General features: G+C 46.3%; 13 protein-coding genes and 1 tRNA gene. 8 read left to right on the forward strand and 6 right to left on the reverse strand.

Going from position 1 to position 15966, the window contains the following annotated elements:
* Nucleotides 1-59: 59 nt before the first annotated feature.
* The 8 genes from R3O62_RS19300 to R3O62_RS19335 all read left to right on the forward strand — a co-directional run bounded on the left by R3O62_RS19300 (nt 60) and on the right by R3O62_RS19335 (nt 10401).
* Nucleotides 60-1823, forward strand: coding sequence for a tetratricopeptide repeat-containing sensor histidine kinase (locus tag R3O62_RS19300; protein ID WP_269110041.1), 1764 nt, complete (start codon nt 60-62; stop codon nt 1821-1823).
* The gene (locus R3O62_RS19305; protein ID WP_317472798.1) at nt 1820-3772 is read left to right on the forward strand and encodes a HAMP domain-containing sensor histidine kinase; all 1953 of its coding nucleotides are present in this window, start codon (nt 1820-1822) and stop codon (nt 3770-3772) included. The genes R3O62_RS19300 and R3O62_RS19305 overlap by 4 nt, the downstream gene beginning before the upstream one ends.
* Nucleotides 3773-3846: 74 nt before the next feature.
* Nucleotides 3847-5169 carry an MATE family efflux transporter gene (locus R3O62_RS19310; protein WP_032540090.1) on the forward strand — a complete coding sequence of 441 codons (1323 nt, stop codon included), beginning with the start codon at nt 3847-3849 and terminating at the stop codon, nt 5167-5169.
* Between the two features lie 151 nt (nt 5170-5320).
* Nucleotides 5321-6640: a signal recognition particle protein gene (ffh, locus tag R3O62_RS19315; RefSeq protein WP_005780411.1), complete on the forward strand. Its 1320-nt coding sequence runs from the start codon at nt 5321-5323 to the stop codon at nt 6638-6640.
* Between the two features lie 404 nt (nt 6641-7044).
* Nucleotides 7045-8130 (forward strand): TlpA disulfide reductase family protein, encoded by a 1086-nt coding sequence (locus R3O62_RS19320; RefSeq protein WP_317472799.1) that lies wholly within the window; start codon nt 7045-7047, stop codon nt 8128-8130.
* 19 nt (nt 8131-8149) lie between these two features.
* Nucleotides 8150-9031, forward strand: coding sequence for a bifunctional methylenetetrahydrofolate dehydrogenase/methenyltetrahydrofolate cyclohydrolase FolD (gene folD, locus R3O62_RS19325; protein ID WP_005807539.1), 882 nt, complete (start codon nt 8150-8152; stop codon nt 9029-9031).
* Between the two features lie 97 nt (nt 9032-9128).
* The gene (locus R3O62_RS19330; RefSeq protein WP_317472800.1) at nt 9129-10247 is read left to right on the forward strand and encodes a CapA family protein; all 1119 of its coding nucleotides are present in this window, start codon (nt 9129-9131) and stop codon (nt 10245-10247) included.
* Nucleotides 10248-10325: 78 nt separating this feature from the next.
* Nucleotides 10326-10401: transfer RNA gene (locus tag R3O62_RS19335), tRNA-His, on the forward strand.
* Nucleotides 10402-10553: 152 nt separating this feature from the next.
* Here R3O62_RS19335 and R3O62_RS19340 read toward each other — a convergent pair.
* The 6 genes from R3O62_RS19340 to R3O62_RS19365 are packed head-to-tail and all read right to left on the reverse strand — an operon-like array spanning nt 10554 to nt 15939.
* Nucleotides 10554-11582, reverse strand: a complete 1029-nt coding sequence (locus tag R3O62_RS19340) for a DUF4857 domain-containing protein (RefSeq protein ID WP_005821108.1) — start codon at nt 11580-11582, stop codon at nt 10554-10556.
* Nucleotides 11583-11614: 32 nt separating this feature from the next.
* On the reverse strand, nt 11615-12286 hold the full coding sequence (locus tag R3O62_RS19345; protein ID WP_005807545.1) for a hypothetical protein: 672 nt from the start codon (nt 12284-12286) through the stop codon (nt 11615-11617).
* A 22-nt stretch (nt 12287-12308) separates the two neighbouring features.
* On the reverse strand, nt 12309-13196 hold the full coding sequence (locus R3O62_RS19350; protein ID WP_005807547.1) for an ABC transporter ATP-binding protein: 888 nt from the start codon (nt 13194-13196) through the stop codon (nt 12309-12311).
* 27 nt (nt 13197-13223) lie between these two features.
* Nucleotides 13224-13799 (reverse strand): PepSY-associated TM helix domain-containing protein, encoded by a 576-nt coding sequence (locus R3O62_RS19355; RefSeq protein ID WP_005807549.1) that lies wholly within the window; start codon nt 13797-13799, stop codon nt 13224-13226.
* A complete protein-coding gene (locus tag R3O62_RS19360) occupies nt 13783-14367 on the reverse strand; it encodes a hypothetical protein (RefSeq protein ID WP_005807551.1) in 585 nt (194 codons plus the stop codon). Before R3O62_RS19360 ends, R3O62_RS19355 begins: the two co-directional genes overlap by 17 nt.
* Before the next feature lie 21 nt (nt 14368-14388).
* A complete protein-coding gene (locus R3O62_RS19365; RefSeq protein WP_317472801.1) occupies nt 14389-15939 on the reverse strand; it encodes a DUF6850 family outer membrane beta-barrel protein in 1551 nt (516 codons plus the stop codon).
* Nucleotides 15940-15966 lie beyond the last annotated feature (27 nt).

Raw genomic sequence — 15966 nt, forward strand, 5'->3', positions numbered from 1 at the left:
CGTTTATAACAGTAGTAACCCTATACTCTGTCACTACACATGCTGCCAATAAAGCAACAATGCACGTGTCAGCACTCCAAAACCTGATTGACAACAGCCTCAATTATAGTAAAGAAGCTCCCAACGACAGTATCATCCAATGGGGTCATGAACTGGCTCCTATCCTGAAAAAACAGAAAGAGTACAAAACCCTCTTCCAGTTGAAACAGCTTATTGCGACTGCCTATGCCACACGCGGAGACATGAACATGGCCATCGACCATGCCCGCCAGATGTACAAGGAAGCCAAAGAACTGAATTACCCCATCGGCATTGCCCTTTCCAGCCGCGCCATCGGGGATGCTTACCTCAACGCCAACATGCAGGAACCTGCCATTGAATCCTATAAGGAAGCCCTGGAATTGCTGGATAAGATACCGGGCAGCGAAATCCTCGAACAGGAAATACTTCCGAAATTCATTCTGACCCTGATCCAGACATCACACATGGACGAAGCACGTACCTATCTGAAAAGATTCGAGAACCTGCATACCGCCGCTCCAACTCCTACATTCCACTTTTTTTTATGTACGTGTAAAGCTTACTATGACATTGAAGCAGGCAATCCGGAGAAAGGAAAAGCCAGTTTGGACGAAGCAAGGAAAATCAGTGACCAATTGAAATTCCTCTATCTCCGCAGTATCTTTAACTACATATTGGGACAATACTACCAGGCTATCGGTGAGTATGGACTCGCCTTGCAACAATATGAACGCCTGATAAATACCCCTAAAGCACCCGCTCCCAACAAACACATCGGATTGCAGTTGGAGTGTGCGCAGCTACTGACTAAGATGGGAAGGACAGAAGAAGCCTGCCTGATCTACCAAAAGGCCAACGAACAAAAAGACTCGCTGAACGCTTTGAGTTATGCCCGGCAAATCAATGACCTGAGAGGCATGTACCAGATAGACCAGATGGAAATCCGGAACCAGATACAACGCAACCAGATCACCCTGTGGGTTATCATAGCTTCCATTTTCATATTAGTGCTTATTTTGTTGCTGATCGTCCGCATCCGGCAGGAAGCCAACCGCCTTCTCCATTCCAAAGAAGAGTTAGAGATTGCACGCAAGTATGCCGAAAACGCCATACATACCAAAAGCCTGTTCCTATCCAATATGAGCCACGAAATACGGACACCGCTGAATGCCCTTTCCGGATTTTCGTCCATCCTGACCGAAGAGTCTATCGACAATGATACACGACGTCAATGCAACGACATCATCCAGCAGAATTCCGAGCTGCTGTTAAAGCTGATCAATGACGTGATAGATCTGTCGAGTCTCGACCCGGGTAAGTTGACTTTCAACTTTAAGGAATGTGATGCAGTCAATATATGCCGCAACGTAATCGATACTGTAGAAAAGGTGAAACAAACCCAGGCCGGAGTCAGTTTCATCACTTCACTGGACAAACTGACTTTGCGTACCGACGAATCACGTCTGCAACAGGTATTGATCAATCTGCTGATCAATGCCACCAAATTCACCACCGAAGGCAACATCACCCTGACACTGGAGAAAGAGTCAGAGACCATGGCCCTGTTCACAGTAACGGATACCGGATGCGGCATCCCCCCGGAAAAACAGAATCAGATATTCAACCGTTTCGAAAAGCTGAATGAAGGGGCACAGGGAACAGGACTGGGACTCTCCATTTGCCAGCTTATCATCGAACAAATCGGAGGAAAGATATGGATTGACCCGGAGTACACCGGAGGTGCACGCTTCCGGTTTACACACCCCATCGGACCCACAAAAGAAGAGGAGGCAGAAGGATGAAACGATTCATACTGATCCTTATAGCATGCTGTCTGGCCTCAGGAGCGTACGCGGACGGACAAACAGAAGCCGACAGCCTGTATCGGGTGGCACAGACACTTCCGCATGATTCCACACGTCTGGAAATGCTCAAGAAACTGGCACAAATAGAACAGTTGACACCCAAATGTATCACATATTCAAACCTGCTGAGAGAAGAAGCAACTCTACAGAATAACGATAAATACAACACCATAGCCGCCTATCTGCACACAGTGTACTATTATAACCAAAGCAACCGGGACAGTGTAAAGAAATGGCTGGACATTATGGAGCCTTATGCCCGGAAGTCGAAAACCTGGGATCTGTATTTCGACGCTCTCCGCTTCCAGACAGACCTCTACACTTATGAAGAGCAGTATGAACTTGCCATCAACGAGGCAAACCAGATGTTCGAAAGGGCAAAGAAAGTGGACTGTGTCCGCGGACTGATCGGAGCCAAACAATGTCTGGGCAATGCCTATATCGGCACGGAGCGATGGGACGAGGGAATGAAAGCATTGGAAGAAGCCTATCAACTATCTTCGCGAACAGACAATGCCGTGGTACGGATCTCGATCCTTTGCCAACTGATTGCGGTAGCCAAGGATAAACAGAACAACAAACAGCTGTCCGAATACCTCGGAAAGTTAAAAGAGACTTTGCAACAGCACACTGCCACAAACCCGATGCTCAAAGAGGCATTTTATGATGTTTATCTGTTCGGTGAGGTGTACTACACCTATTATTATCTGAATACCGGCCAATCGGAACAGGCACACGAAAGTCTGGAAAAAGCCGGGAAATATCTTACTCCCAATACTTTCTTCATGTACCGGGTGCTCTATTACGATGCCTATGCAGCCTATTACCGAACTCGAAAAGAGTATGACAAAGCACTTGCGAAGATGGACTCTACCGTCATTTTATTACAGGAAGACCGGAACAGCAATTATATCCACCAGCAGCTGTCTAAAGCCGATCTTCTGGTAGAAGCCGGGCGGAGTGCGGAAGCTCTTCCGTTGTATATCGGGACACTCCACCTGAAAGACTCCATCGAAACGACTATTTTCGATAAACAGATGCAGCAGATAAAGGCCAAATACAATATCGACAAAGTAGCTTTGGAAGAAGAACAGTTGAAAAGCGATATCCAACTGACGGCTTTGGTCATTGTCGGCATTGTCCTGGCAATCCTGATTGTCTTCATGCTTCGTATCTCGCACGTTCGTAAAGCATTGGAGCTATCGGAAAAAGAGACACGGAAGGCAACCCGTATGGCGGAAGAAGCCAACGAGATGAAGAACCGCTTTTTGTCGAACATGAGTTACCACATCCGTATCCCGCTGAACGGCGTAGTGGGCTTCTCGCAACTGATAGCTTCCGAATCCAACATGACCGACGAAGTCCGGAAAGAATACTCCTCCATCATCCAGAAAAATTCGGAAGAGTTGATGCGCCTGGTCAATGATGTACTCGATTTATCGCGGCTTGAAGCAGGCATGATGAAGTTCAATATTCAGGAATACGGACTAACCGAACTCTGTAACGAAGCTCTCTACATGGCGCGTATGCGCAACGAAGAGAACATCTGTATCCGGCTCGGAAACGAAACAGCCCCCGACCTGGACATCCGTATCGATACGGCCCGTTTCAGCCAAGCGCTGCTGAGTACTTTAACTTATCCGCAGAAGTGTGAAGAAAAACGGGAGATCGACTTCAAAGTGACCCATGACACAGAAAAGAGCATGATCCGTTTCCGCATCATTAACTCCCCGTTGGCCGACGAAAGATTTACCTCACAGGAGGTATACATCCGCCACGAAATTAACCGGTTGTTGCTGGAGTATTTCGGAGGAAGCTATAAAGTACAGGCAAACGCAGGTGAAAAACCGACCATCCTCTTCACCTATCCGTTGGGGAAAAATTGACTTCTTTTCCCGGTGACTCGTCAACTTCTGCAGAAAGTTGTATCTTTGCGGCCTGCAAACTAAAATCCTTATTTATGTATACCAACAAACAGATCTGGAGTGTCAGTTACCCGATTCTCCTGAGCTTGCTTGCGCAAAATGTCATAAATGTCACCGACACCGCCTTTCTGGGACGCGTCAGTGAGATAGCTCTTGGTGCCTCTGCCATGGGCGGGCTTTTCTATATTTGTATTTTCACCATTGCCTTCGGATTCAGCACCGGTTCACAGATCGTCATTGCCCGCCGCAACGGTGAAGCGCGTTATACCGACGTGGGGCCTGTCATGATCCAGGGAGTCTTGTTCCTGCTTGCCATGGCTCTTCTGCTTTTCGGCTTTACCAAAGCATTCGGTGGCAACATCATGCGCCTGCTGGTATCTTCCGAAAGCATTTATGACGCCACGATGGAATTTCTCGACTGGCGCATTTTCGGCTTTTTCTTCTCGTTTGTCAACGTCATGTTCCGGGCACTCTATATCGGAATCACCCGCACCAAGGTACTTACCATCAATGCGGTAGTAATGGCTCTGACCAATGTGGTACTGGACTATGCCCTGATATTCGGACACTTCGGATTGCCGGAGATGGGCATCAAAGGAGCCGCCATCGCCTCGGTAATAGCCGAAGCGGCTTCTCTGCTGTTCTTCCTGATTTATACGTATATCACCGTCGACCTGAAAAGATACGGTCTCAATCGTTTACGCTCGTTCGACCCGGCTTTGCTGATGCGCATCCTCAGCATATCGTGCTTCACCATGTTGCAGTATTTTCTGTCAATGGCCACCTGGTTCATTTTCTTCGTGGCTGTGGAAAGGTTGGGACAGCGTGAACTCGCCATTGCCAACATCGTACGAAGTATCTACATCGTCATGTTGATTCCGGTAAATGCACTGGCAACCACCACCAACAGCCTGGTGAGCAACGCCATCGGCGCGGGAGGCATCGAACACGTGATGCCCCTGATAAACAAAATCGGGCGTTTCTCTTTCCTGATCATGCTGGGACTGGTCATCGTAACCGCCCTTTTCCCACAGGCATTGCTTTCGGTATACACCAACGAGGCAGCGCTGATCAATGAATCCGTACCATCGGTATACGTTATCTGCGCGGCCATGCTGATTGCTTCGGTAGCCAATGTGGTATTCAACGGCATATCGGGCACAGGCAATACTCAGGCGGCACTGATGCTCGAAGCCATCACCATCGCAATCTACGGATCGTATATCATTTTCATCGGAATGTGGGTAAAAGCTCCCATCGAATGGTGCTTTACAATTGAGATACTGTACTATACACTGTTGCTCGCCACAAGCTATATTTACTTCAAAAAAGCAAAATGGCAGAACAAAAAGATATAAAGTACAAGAGATTTTTGTACATTTGCGGCTGATTTCACCACAGATTACACAGATTAGCACAGATACTCTCTATTTCAAATACAAAATCCGTGTTAATCCGTGTAATCCGTGGTGGATTTTACACATCATTAGTAATTCATAATTCAAAGATATGTTCGACAATTTAAGCGAAAGACTCGAAAGGTCGTTTAAGATTCTGAAAGGTGAAGGCAAAATCACCGAAATCAACGTAGCAGAAACCCTGAAAGACGTGCGCAAGGCACTGCTCGATGCCGACGTTAACTATAAAGTAGCCAAAGGCTTCACGGATACGGTGAAGGAAAAAGCATTGGGACAAAACGTGCTCACAGCCGTAAAACCAAGCCAATTGATGGTGAAGATCGTTCACGACGAGCTGACTCAACTGATGGGTGGAGAGACTGTCGAGATAGATACCAAAGGCCAACCGGCAGTCATCCTGATGTCCGGTCTGCAAGGTTCGGGTAAGACTACTTTCTCAGGCAAGCTGGCACGTATGCTGAAAACCAAGAAGAACAAGCGCCCGTTGCTCGTTGCCTGTGACGTTTACCGTCCTGCCGCCATCGAACAGCTTCGCGTATTGGCCGAACAAATCGATGTACCGATGTACTCAGAAATCGACAGCAAAGATCCCGTTGCCATAGCTCAAAACGCCATCAAGGAGGCACGTGCCAAAGGTTACGATCTGGTAATTGTCGATACGGCCGGACGTCTGGCAGTCGACGAGCAGATGATGAATGAAATCGCAGCCATCAAGGAAGCCATCCAACCGAACGAAATTTTGTTCGTGGTAGACTCCATGACCGGTCAGGATGCCGTAAACACCGCCAAGGAGTTTAATGAGCGCCTCGACTTCGACGGCGTAGTGCTGACGAAGCTCGACGGTGACACCCGTGGTGGTGCCGCCCTCTCTATCCGTTCGGTTGTGAACAAGCCCATCAAATTTGTAGGTACAGGCGAGAAACTCGATGCCATCGACCAATTCCACCCCGCCCGTATGGCCGACCGCATCTTAGGTATGGGTGATATTGTTTCGCTGGTGGAACGTGCGCAGGAACAATATGATGAAGAAGAAGCCAAACGCCTTCAGAAAAAGATTGCCAAGAACCAGTTCGACTTCAACGACTTCCTCAGCCAGATTGGCCAGATCAAAAAGATGGGTAACCTGAAAGAGCTTGCATCGATGATTCCGGGTGTAGGCAAGGCTATCAAAGACATCGACATTGACGACAATGCTTTCAAGAGCATTGAAGCCATCATCTACTCCATGACTCCGGAAGAGCGCAGCAATCCGGCTATCCTGAATGGCTCGCGCCGTACACGTATCGCCAAAGGTAGCGGTACGACTATCCAGGAAGTGAACCGCTTGCTGAAGCAATTCGACCAGACCCGCAAAATGATGAAGATGGTAACCAGCAGCAAAATGGGCAAGATGATGCCGAAGATGAAATAAAACTGCACTTTTCGTCCCGAAAGCTTGACTTTGGCTTTGGGATGATGTATCTTTGTCAATGTAATCATTCAATAGATTCAATCAGAATGCAATAAAAGGAGGAAACCGTGGTTCCTCCTTTTTTTATGCACCTAACCGAAAGGAGAACCTACAGCCCGCAGCTTAAGCCTCCGAAGACGGTTGCTATACTCCCGAATGCCGGTTGCATTTCCTCCAAATGCTTACTGCATTTCGGCAAAACCCCGGCTCTACTTGTATCGGACCGAGGCTCTATCCCGAAAAGTACCTCCCTGCTTTCGCCCACTCCCCTCCTCCTGTTAATAATCTATAAAGCTACTCTTGACAAAAAACAGGAGATGGTAAATGATATTACTTTTGTCTGATACCATAAAAACATTGAATCAATGAAACACATTCTCTTCACTCTGGCGCTTGCTTCCGTAGCCGGGATGGTCAACGCACAACAAAATGGACACTCCTACACGGTAGAAGGGTTGATAAACGACTCTACTCTAAACGGACAGACTCTCTACATCAGCCGCTACGACGACGGAATGAAAGTAGACAGTACGCAAGTGGCAAACGGGCAATTTAAATTCACCGGAAAGGCAGATACCCCCTATTTCTGCCGCATCGATGCAGGAAGAGAATATGCCAACTTCATCCTCGAAGGCGGCAATATCCAAGTCAATGTACTGACCCATAACGATCCGAAAGGTACACCCATGAACGAGGAATACTCCCGTATACACGATAGGACATCTGAAATGGTAGCCACACTGAAAAGCAAACATTCTGAAATAGAACAGCAAACAAAAGACAAAGCGGAACAACTCCGGCTTAAAAAAGAATATAGCCAAACTTACTGGCATGCAGCTTACACCCAGCTATACAAAGAGTTGTTCATGAATAATCCGGACAATGCATTAGGGGAATACGCCATCAGAAGTCTTATCATGTCCGCTTCTCCCGAAGAAATGGAACCCATTTTCGCTACTGCCGGTCCTTGGTTGAAATCGCTCCAGACCTACAAGCGCATCGAAAAACAATGCCAGGCAATGAAGGCCACGGCCATAGGACAGAAGTTTACCGACTTTAGCGGCAAGGCTGTAGATGGCTCCGAAGTCTCCCTCTCTGACTATGTGGGCAAAGGCACATATGCATTGGTAGATTTCTGGGCAAGTTGGTGTGGGCCCTGCCGCGCCGAATCACCTCACGTAGCCCAACTCTACAATGAATATAAAGATAAAGGACTTACAGTTTTGGGAGTAGCCGTCTGGGATAAACCGGAACACACGAAAAAAGCAATCAAAGAACTCAATATCAACTGGCCGCAGATAATAGATACCGGCATGACACCCATGGACCTATACGGCGTTAACGGCATCCCGTTCATTATCCTCTTCGGACCGGACGGAACAATCATCGCACGTGACCTCAGGGGTGAAGCCATGATAAAGAAAGTGACTGAAGTACTCAATATTAAATAACCCAATAAACAGATAAGAAATGACTCTAATTGATGGAAAAGCCATCTCCGAACAAGTAAAACAGGAGATTGCAGCCGAAGTGGCAGAAATAGTAGCCCGGGGTGGCAAACGCCCGCATCTGGCAGCCATCCTCGTAGGACACGACGGAGGCAGCGAAACATATGTAGCCGCTAAAGTGAAAGCCTGCGAAGTGTGCGGATTCAAGTCGTCACTGATTCGTTACGAAAGCGACGTGACGGAAGACGAACTGCTCGCCAAAGTACGTGAACTGAATGATGACGAAGATATAGACGGATTCATCGTACAACTTCCGTTACCGAAACATATCTCGGAACAAAAGGTAATTGAAACCATTGACTACCGCAAAGATGTAGACGGATTCCATCCGATCAACGTAGGACGTATGTCTATCGGACTGCCTTGTTATGTATCAGCTACCCCGAACGGCATCCTCGAACTGCTGAAACGTTATCAGATAGAGACCTCGGGTAAGAAATGCGTCGTACTGGGACGCAGTAACATTGTCGGTAAACCGATGGCAGCACTGATGATGCAGAAGGCCTATCCGGGAGACGCAACGGTAACCGTATGCCACAGCCGTTCGAAAGATCTGGTGAAAGAGTGCCGGGAAGCGGATATCATCATCGCCGCACTGGGACAACCCAACTTCGTGAAAGCGGAAATGGTGAAAGAGGGTGCTGTGGTAATCGACGTAGGTACTACCCGCGTACCGGATGCCAGCAAGAAATCGGGCTTTAAACTGACAGGTGACGTGAAGTTCGATGAGGTAGCTCCGAAATGCTCCTACATCACCCCTGTTCCGGGAGGTGTAGGCCCGATGACCATCGTCTCTCTGATGAAGAATACTCTGCTGGCAGGCAAGAAAGCAATCTATCAATAATCCTCTCTGCCCCCGTTTCCTCTTTTTCTGTGAGAGGAAACGGAGAGCGAAAGAGGTGGAACACATTCTTCAGAAAGAACTTTAATACCTGTTGCTTATGAAACATCTGATTCTTCTTTCCCTGTTTTTCTGCTCTGTATCTTGCAGCAGCAATGCACAAGAACAGCCCGTCCCTGTCCCGGCGCCCGATACGATATCTGCGCAGAAGATTACACTCCTCTTTGCAGGCGACTTAATGCAGCATCAGGCACAGATAGATGCAGCCCGGACCACCAAGGGATACGACTACACGGACTACTTTAAACTGGTAAAAGAAGAAATCAGTAAAGCAGACATTGCCATCGGCAACCTGGAGGTAACTCTCGGAGGAAAACCTTACCGGGGTTATCCCGCTTTCAGTGCTCCCGACGAATATCTGTCCGCCATAAAAGACGCCGGCTTCGATGTATTGATAACCGCCAATAATCATTGTCTCGACCGGGGCAAAAAAGGGCTGGAACGAACCATCCTGATGCTGGATTCGCTACAAATTCCTTATGCCGGAACTTACACTGACAGTACGGCCCGCGCTTCACGCTATCCACTATTGTTGGAACAGAACGGCTTTCGGATTGCCCTGCTCAACTATACATACGGCACCAACGGCATTAAAGTTTCTCACCCAAACATAGTCAACTACATCGACAAGGCTGTCATGACACAGGACATTGAAGCTGCTAAGGCTCTGCATCCGGATGTATTGATTGCCTGCATGCACTGGGGGATCGAATATCAGTCACTGCCCAATAAGGAGCAGACCTCCCTGGCCGACTGGCTACTTAGTCAAGGAGTCACCCATGTGATCGGTTCCCACCCCCATGTAGTGCAACCCATGGAGCTGCGGACCGATACCCTCACCGGTCGGCAGAATGTAGTCCTCTACTCTTTAGGCAATTTTATTTCGAACATGTCTGCCCGTAAAACAGACGGCGGACTGCTATTTAAACTCGAATTAATGAAAGACAGCACGGGCATATCTGTCAGTAATTGCGGATATGGTCTGGTATGGACGGCACGCCCCATACTCTCCAAAAAGAAAAATTACGTTTTATATCCCGCAAGTATTCCGACAGACTCTTTATCGGCAGAAGAACGTAACCGCCTGAAAATCTTTATTAATGACACGCGTGAACTCTTCCGCAAGTATAACCGCGGAATTAATGAATACATTTTTTGAAGAAAAAAGTTCGCGAAATGTTTGCAGATTTAAAAAGAATCGCTACCTTTGCATCGCATTTGAGAGAGATGCTAACATGGTGGATGTAGTTCAGTTGGTTAGAGCGTCAGATTGTGGTTCTGAATGTCGCCGGTTCGAGTCCGGTCTTCCACCCAACGAAGAAGAGGAAATTCAATAATGAATTTCCTCTTCTTCGTTATATATCAGGCTTTCCAGAAAATTATATTACTTTAGAGGCAGGGTCAAAGCCCTGCCTCTAAAGTAATATATAGTCATTAAAATGAAATATATTTTATCAGGCCGCATTTAAAAACGCGGCATGACAAACTTATCATCAGGAGATGTAAAGGACAATCCCGGAACAGAACGACGCATATCTTTATAGGCATGTTCTTTAATCAGTGAATAATCTGTAGCATCCAGGGCATAGTAATAATCATCTTTATCTGTCGATAACTTTACAGTCCAATCAAACATATTTCCAAAGATGGTCAACTCATCTTTTGCCGGATCGAAACCGGGGAGAGCTGATTTCACCAAACTTCCATCACTATTGATAACATAAAAATGATGCTTGCTATCAACCATATACCCCAAAGTCCGGCGACTACGGAACTCAGTAATAAACACATATTCCGGCAAGACTCCTTCAGGCAACTGAATAGCTTTCACATACGGACGTCCCTTGGTGCACTTCAGATGGAACAGTTTATGGTTGGCATCTAAAACCAGATATCCCTCATCATAGTCTTTACGGGTAGTCGGATTGCCCGAAGCATAGCTTGCGGGAAAAGCAAACCCTTTCTGAACCAGCATATCCGTAAACAATTTGCTCTTCGCCTCATCTATACGATTCGTCTCCATACGAATAAATTCCATACCTTTATCGGTAAAACGGAATGCATCTTCGGGCATTTTTAAATCCACCCGTTTGGACATGGACTCCATCAGGAAATAAAGTCCTGTCTGAGGAGCATTGATGGCTGACGGCACACTCTTGAAAGTAAAGTTTGTCAATTGAATATCTTTCGGACTAACCGCCTTGCCACAAATGGTATCAGGGAAACGTTCGTCCGCCGTAAGCTGGCGTACATAGAGAGAAGGCAATAAACTGTCCACCTGCTGCTGTGTATATGTATTGCCTTTTGTATCATAGCGGTGAAGTTGCTTATTCTCATCCAGTTGTGTAATAACAAAATCACCAAGTACGGAACTATACATAGTAAAAGGAGCTTTGACAGGCTTCAGTGTGAGAAAAGCATAGCACCAAGGCAACTGCCATACAAGCAGGACAGCCACAGTAACATAAAAAAATATTTTGCTGAATCGAATCATGTTTGTTTGATTTTTTAGTAATAAACATTCAGTTAGTCTTGCTTACCGGCCTTGAACCGTACCACAGAAATCCACGAAAGAGAAGCGATAAGCAGCGTATAAAGTGTCAGCCAGGGCAAGAAACTGTTATAAGCCTCCGCTCCCGGAGCCAGAAAGTAGACACGGAAAATCAATGCCGCAATAATCAGATTCAAAACCCTGCGTTTCCATGTGGGCTCCAGGCAAATCCATGAAACAAGCAAATAACCGGCAAATCCGGCAAGGAACCATGGAGCTGCAGATAATAAGATACGCTGCACCAACTCACTTGTAAAATGTTGTGGCAGATAAACTCCCATAATAATAAAACTCATAGCAAAACAGGTAACCAGTGCAAGTACACCATAAGCTAACATCGACATGACCATCTTCTTCTGTGAATAAGGCAAATGCAAAGTAAGTTTCAAACACTTACGTTGCATCTCGGGAAAAAACTGTACGGCAGCAAGCAAAATACCGATAAGTAAAGGGACAAATTGCAACAAATCAATAAATATAGCATCCTTCTGAACCATTACCACCCATAAATGATCGATTCCCTGTATGGCAATGGTGCGGCCAATACGAAGCATGGAATATCCTGTGATTCCTATCATAAAAAGAGTTGCCAGCAACAAATACCAACGCGTTTTTATCCACTCTTTATAAAATATGGCTTGTATCATATTTCTTCTATTTATTTACATATTAATACTTTCCGGTAAGACCGATAAAGGCATCTTCCAGACTTACATTTTCGTGCTGCAAACCAGTAAAGGGAACTTGACTTTCCTTCAATAGTTTCTCCACATCCATGGGAGGCAAAAAAGAATACGTCTCCAAGGTCTGACGGATGACAGCCGGATGATAGCAAGTTGCCGGCAACTGAGGCTGATAACCCTCGGGTACAGTACAAGTATATCTTCTCAGCTCTTTCATCAACGTTTCAATAGGTTGTTGAATAAGGATAGAACCATAATCCATAATAATACAATCATCAATCAACCGCTCCATATCCTGAATAATATGGGAAGTCAGGAAAACAGTCTTGTTCTCGGAACGGGCATAGTCACGCAAATAATCCACAAAAAGGCGGCGATAACCCGGATCAAGTCCTAAAGAGAAATCATCCAGAATCAACAACTCCGGATTTTGTGCCAGGATCAGTCCCAATGCCACTTGCGAACGCTGTCCGTTCGACATTCTTGAGATACGTTGCCCCGGAGCTACCTTCAGTTTATTCATCAAGTCATAATAAGCCTCCTTTTTCCATTGTCCCGGATAAAAAGAAGCATAAAACTTTTCTATCTGTGTGATATTCATAAACTGATATTGAACATGACCTTCCAGCAATAAGCCGATATTCCTGCGTAAAGCAGGGTCCATGGTCTGAATGTTCTCACCAAAGATGCGACATTCGCCCGAACGTGGCTGAAGATAACCGCTCAATATATTAATGGTTGTCGTTTTCCCTGTGCCATTTTTACCCAACAATCCCAAGATACGCCCTTGAGGTACTTCAAAACTCAAGTTCTCATAAATTTTACGTTGACCGTAATAATGAGTCAGGTTCTTACATTCTATAATTGCACTCATGCTTTATAAATCATTTTTCGTTTGTTATTAGAAACACGTCAGGAAAAGAATAGGAATCAGAATACCGGCCACCAACTCGACTCCCCCTCTGCCCCACAATCCTTTAGGACCTTTTATCATCACCATACCGCTGACAGTGATAATAATCAGACAGACAGCAAAGGCATCGGCAAACCAAGTCCACCACTTGCCCGGATTGAAATGGAGTTGTACCATGGAAGAGATCAGCGGACGACGCTTCACCCCCTCGTAGACAGCATCTTTTGTCCGGGTATTAATCACCAGACTTGAACCTCCTTTCAGAAAAACCTTAATCCGATCCGGTTTCGGATAATAATATTTAGTAAAATTTCCGGCTTCGTCCAGTGGTTCCAACAAAGCCAAAATCATCTTCTCATTGACTTTATTCTTGTCCGACAGGTCCTCTGTTATTTTATATTCCGTTCGTGTCACTGTATAATGGGGATTTATGCTATCCCTATGGTTCATTACGATACCCGAAATAGCATAAATCAAAATCATTCCTGCAAAGAAGAAAGACAGATCACGGTGGATAATCCGGCTCCATTTGCGGAATGCAGCACCTTTATTCTGCGATCTCATAAGAACTGGCTTCCATATAGTAGAATGACAGATAATCTTTTCCGGTAGCAGCTTTTCTTTCTGCTATCTTTGCGCGAAAGTCTGCAATACGGGCTTCAGGAGTGTTGGCTGTTTCGCCGCGTGCTTTTTTTTCCGAATCACATCCGGCAGCAGTTTCTCCATGAGATTTTTCGGTCTGGGCTTTCAGTTTAGCTTCCCAGTTTTGCAAGTAAGCTTCATCTACCCGCTGTTCCTTTAACGTTCCGGTCACTGTGACAATGGCATTGATACATTTGGTGTCAAACGAACCCAAAGGTCCGGCTTCCACACGAATCGTTTTGGTATCATCACTGCCCATCAGGAATATTTTTGTAGCTCCGTGCTTGCAGGTATGTGTGCAGATTCCTTCTATAGTCACCTCCCGGTTAGCCAGTGAATCGGCATGCGCCAGCAGGTTATCGACGCTCAATGCCGCCGGAGCCGCCTGCTCCGTTTTTTCGGACTGACTCTGTTTGTTACTGTTTCCACAAGAAGTAGTAGTTACTAAAGCTGCCATTAAGGTTGCAGCGACCATAAACTTAATTTTCATATGCTAACTGTTTTTATTTTTTCAGAAAAAGATGCCCAGTGAACAAGCGGCATACCGGGCCGTTCCGCATTTTTTATAATATGCAGTCTGCCATTGAACAGACAAAGACAGGTTATACTGTTTCATGATGGGATAATCCCCTTGCAGACGAATCCCTACCATACTGTAGCTATCAGATAAATAGTCAATATTCGCCAACAAAGTCCGGGCGGACGACTTCGCGGCATCCAATCCCGGTAAAGAATATTCAGCCGATAAATTGGCATAATATCCACCGTTTGCTTCTGCGGTCAATCGCAGCTGCCTCTTCTGATACTGCAAACGGGCACGCAAAGAACCCTCCAGAGCAGACAGGTGAACAAACCGGGATACGGCGTTGTAATCCGTCTCCAACCGATGGTAGATTATGTTTGGAACAATTGCTCCTCCCCATACACCTTTATCGGTCAAAAGCTTCTCCCACAAACCACTTACGGCAATCCGACTATTCGTGACCTTCATTCCCGGAGATGTGCTGATTAATGCTCCATAGGAGCTTCCGCCCGCCTCTCCGTAAATATTCTCCGTTCCTTTACGGACTGTATAGCCTGCATCCAGTTTCACTGCAAGGTGTTCTGCCTGCTGAAGTTCCCGCATCCAGGTCACGTTTCCTTTCAAATCAGTCGTATTCAATTCCAGCAAAGTGAGATTATTGGCATTGCTCAATTTCTTGTCCATCGACATACGGTCAATTGAGACTGTGGCCGATATCCCCTTCTCCGTATCAGCCGGCAGAATGCCTATGCTTCCTCCCCACCGGGTGCCTTGATGCTTCGTTCCGGTCTGGTTTCCGGCAAAACGCACATAATCCATGCCCAATCCCAACATATGGTATACCGAAGTGGAACCTTTATCTGCAAGGAATGAAATCTCACTTTTCTGTTGATAAAGCCGGAAATCTGCGGAAACTCCCAAACGATATGTCCCCAGACGATATCCTGCTCCCAAAGCCAAAGAGAGATCGGAAGCTGTATTACGCGGACGCGGATCTTTATCCCGATAATTATGAGACGCCCTGTAACCACCGGTGATTCCCCACGTCCAGGAACCCGACTCACTGGCGTAACCTCCATTGAAATAATAAGTTTCTCCTTTCAGGAAACCGCCAATGGAATCACCGGTCACGTAAGGAGCGATCAGTTTCCAGTCTATATTTTCATTCCATAACACATTCTCCTGCTTCTCACTTCTGTATCCTGCTGAACCGAATACACGATCACGTTCCGAAAGAATGACGAAAGAGTTGACATCTACCCCGATACGGGTATCCTTATCACCTTCCTGTTTCAAAGATGCTTTTCCTTTATCATGATAAGCTCCATTTACGTCCAGCCTTGTCCATGTATACGGAGTATAGTAATAATAAAGTGCCGGATTCCGCCATACCTCACCACGAAATCCGGTCGCGAATGAAGCGGTACGGATTACCTTATCGGACAGGGAGAGTGTGTCGGCAGTCTGCCCGAAGGCTTCCTGCCGACTCTCCACAAATAAAGCAATCAGCAACGTAATGATAATTCGGATTCGCATCATGAATAATAAAGATTTATATATCAATAG

Origin of the sequence: Bacteroides hominis (genome assembly GCF_033042785.2) — a bacterium.
GTDB lineage: Bacteria > Bacteroidota > Bacteroidia > Bacteroidales > Bacteroidaceae > Bacteroides > Bacteroides hominis.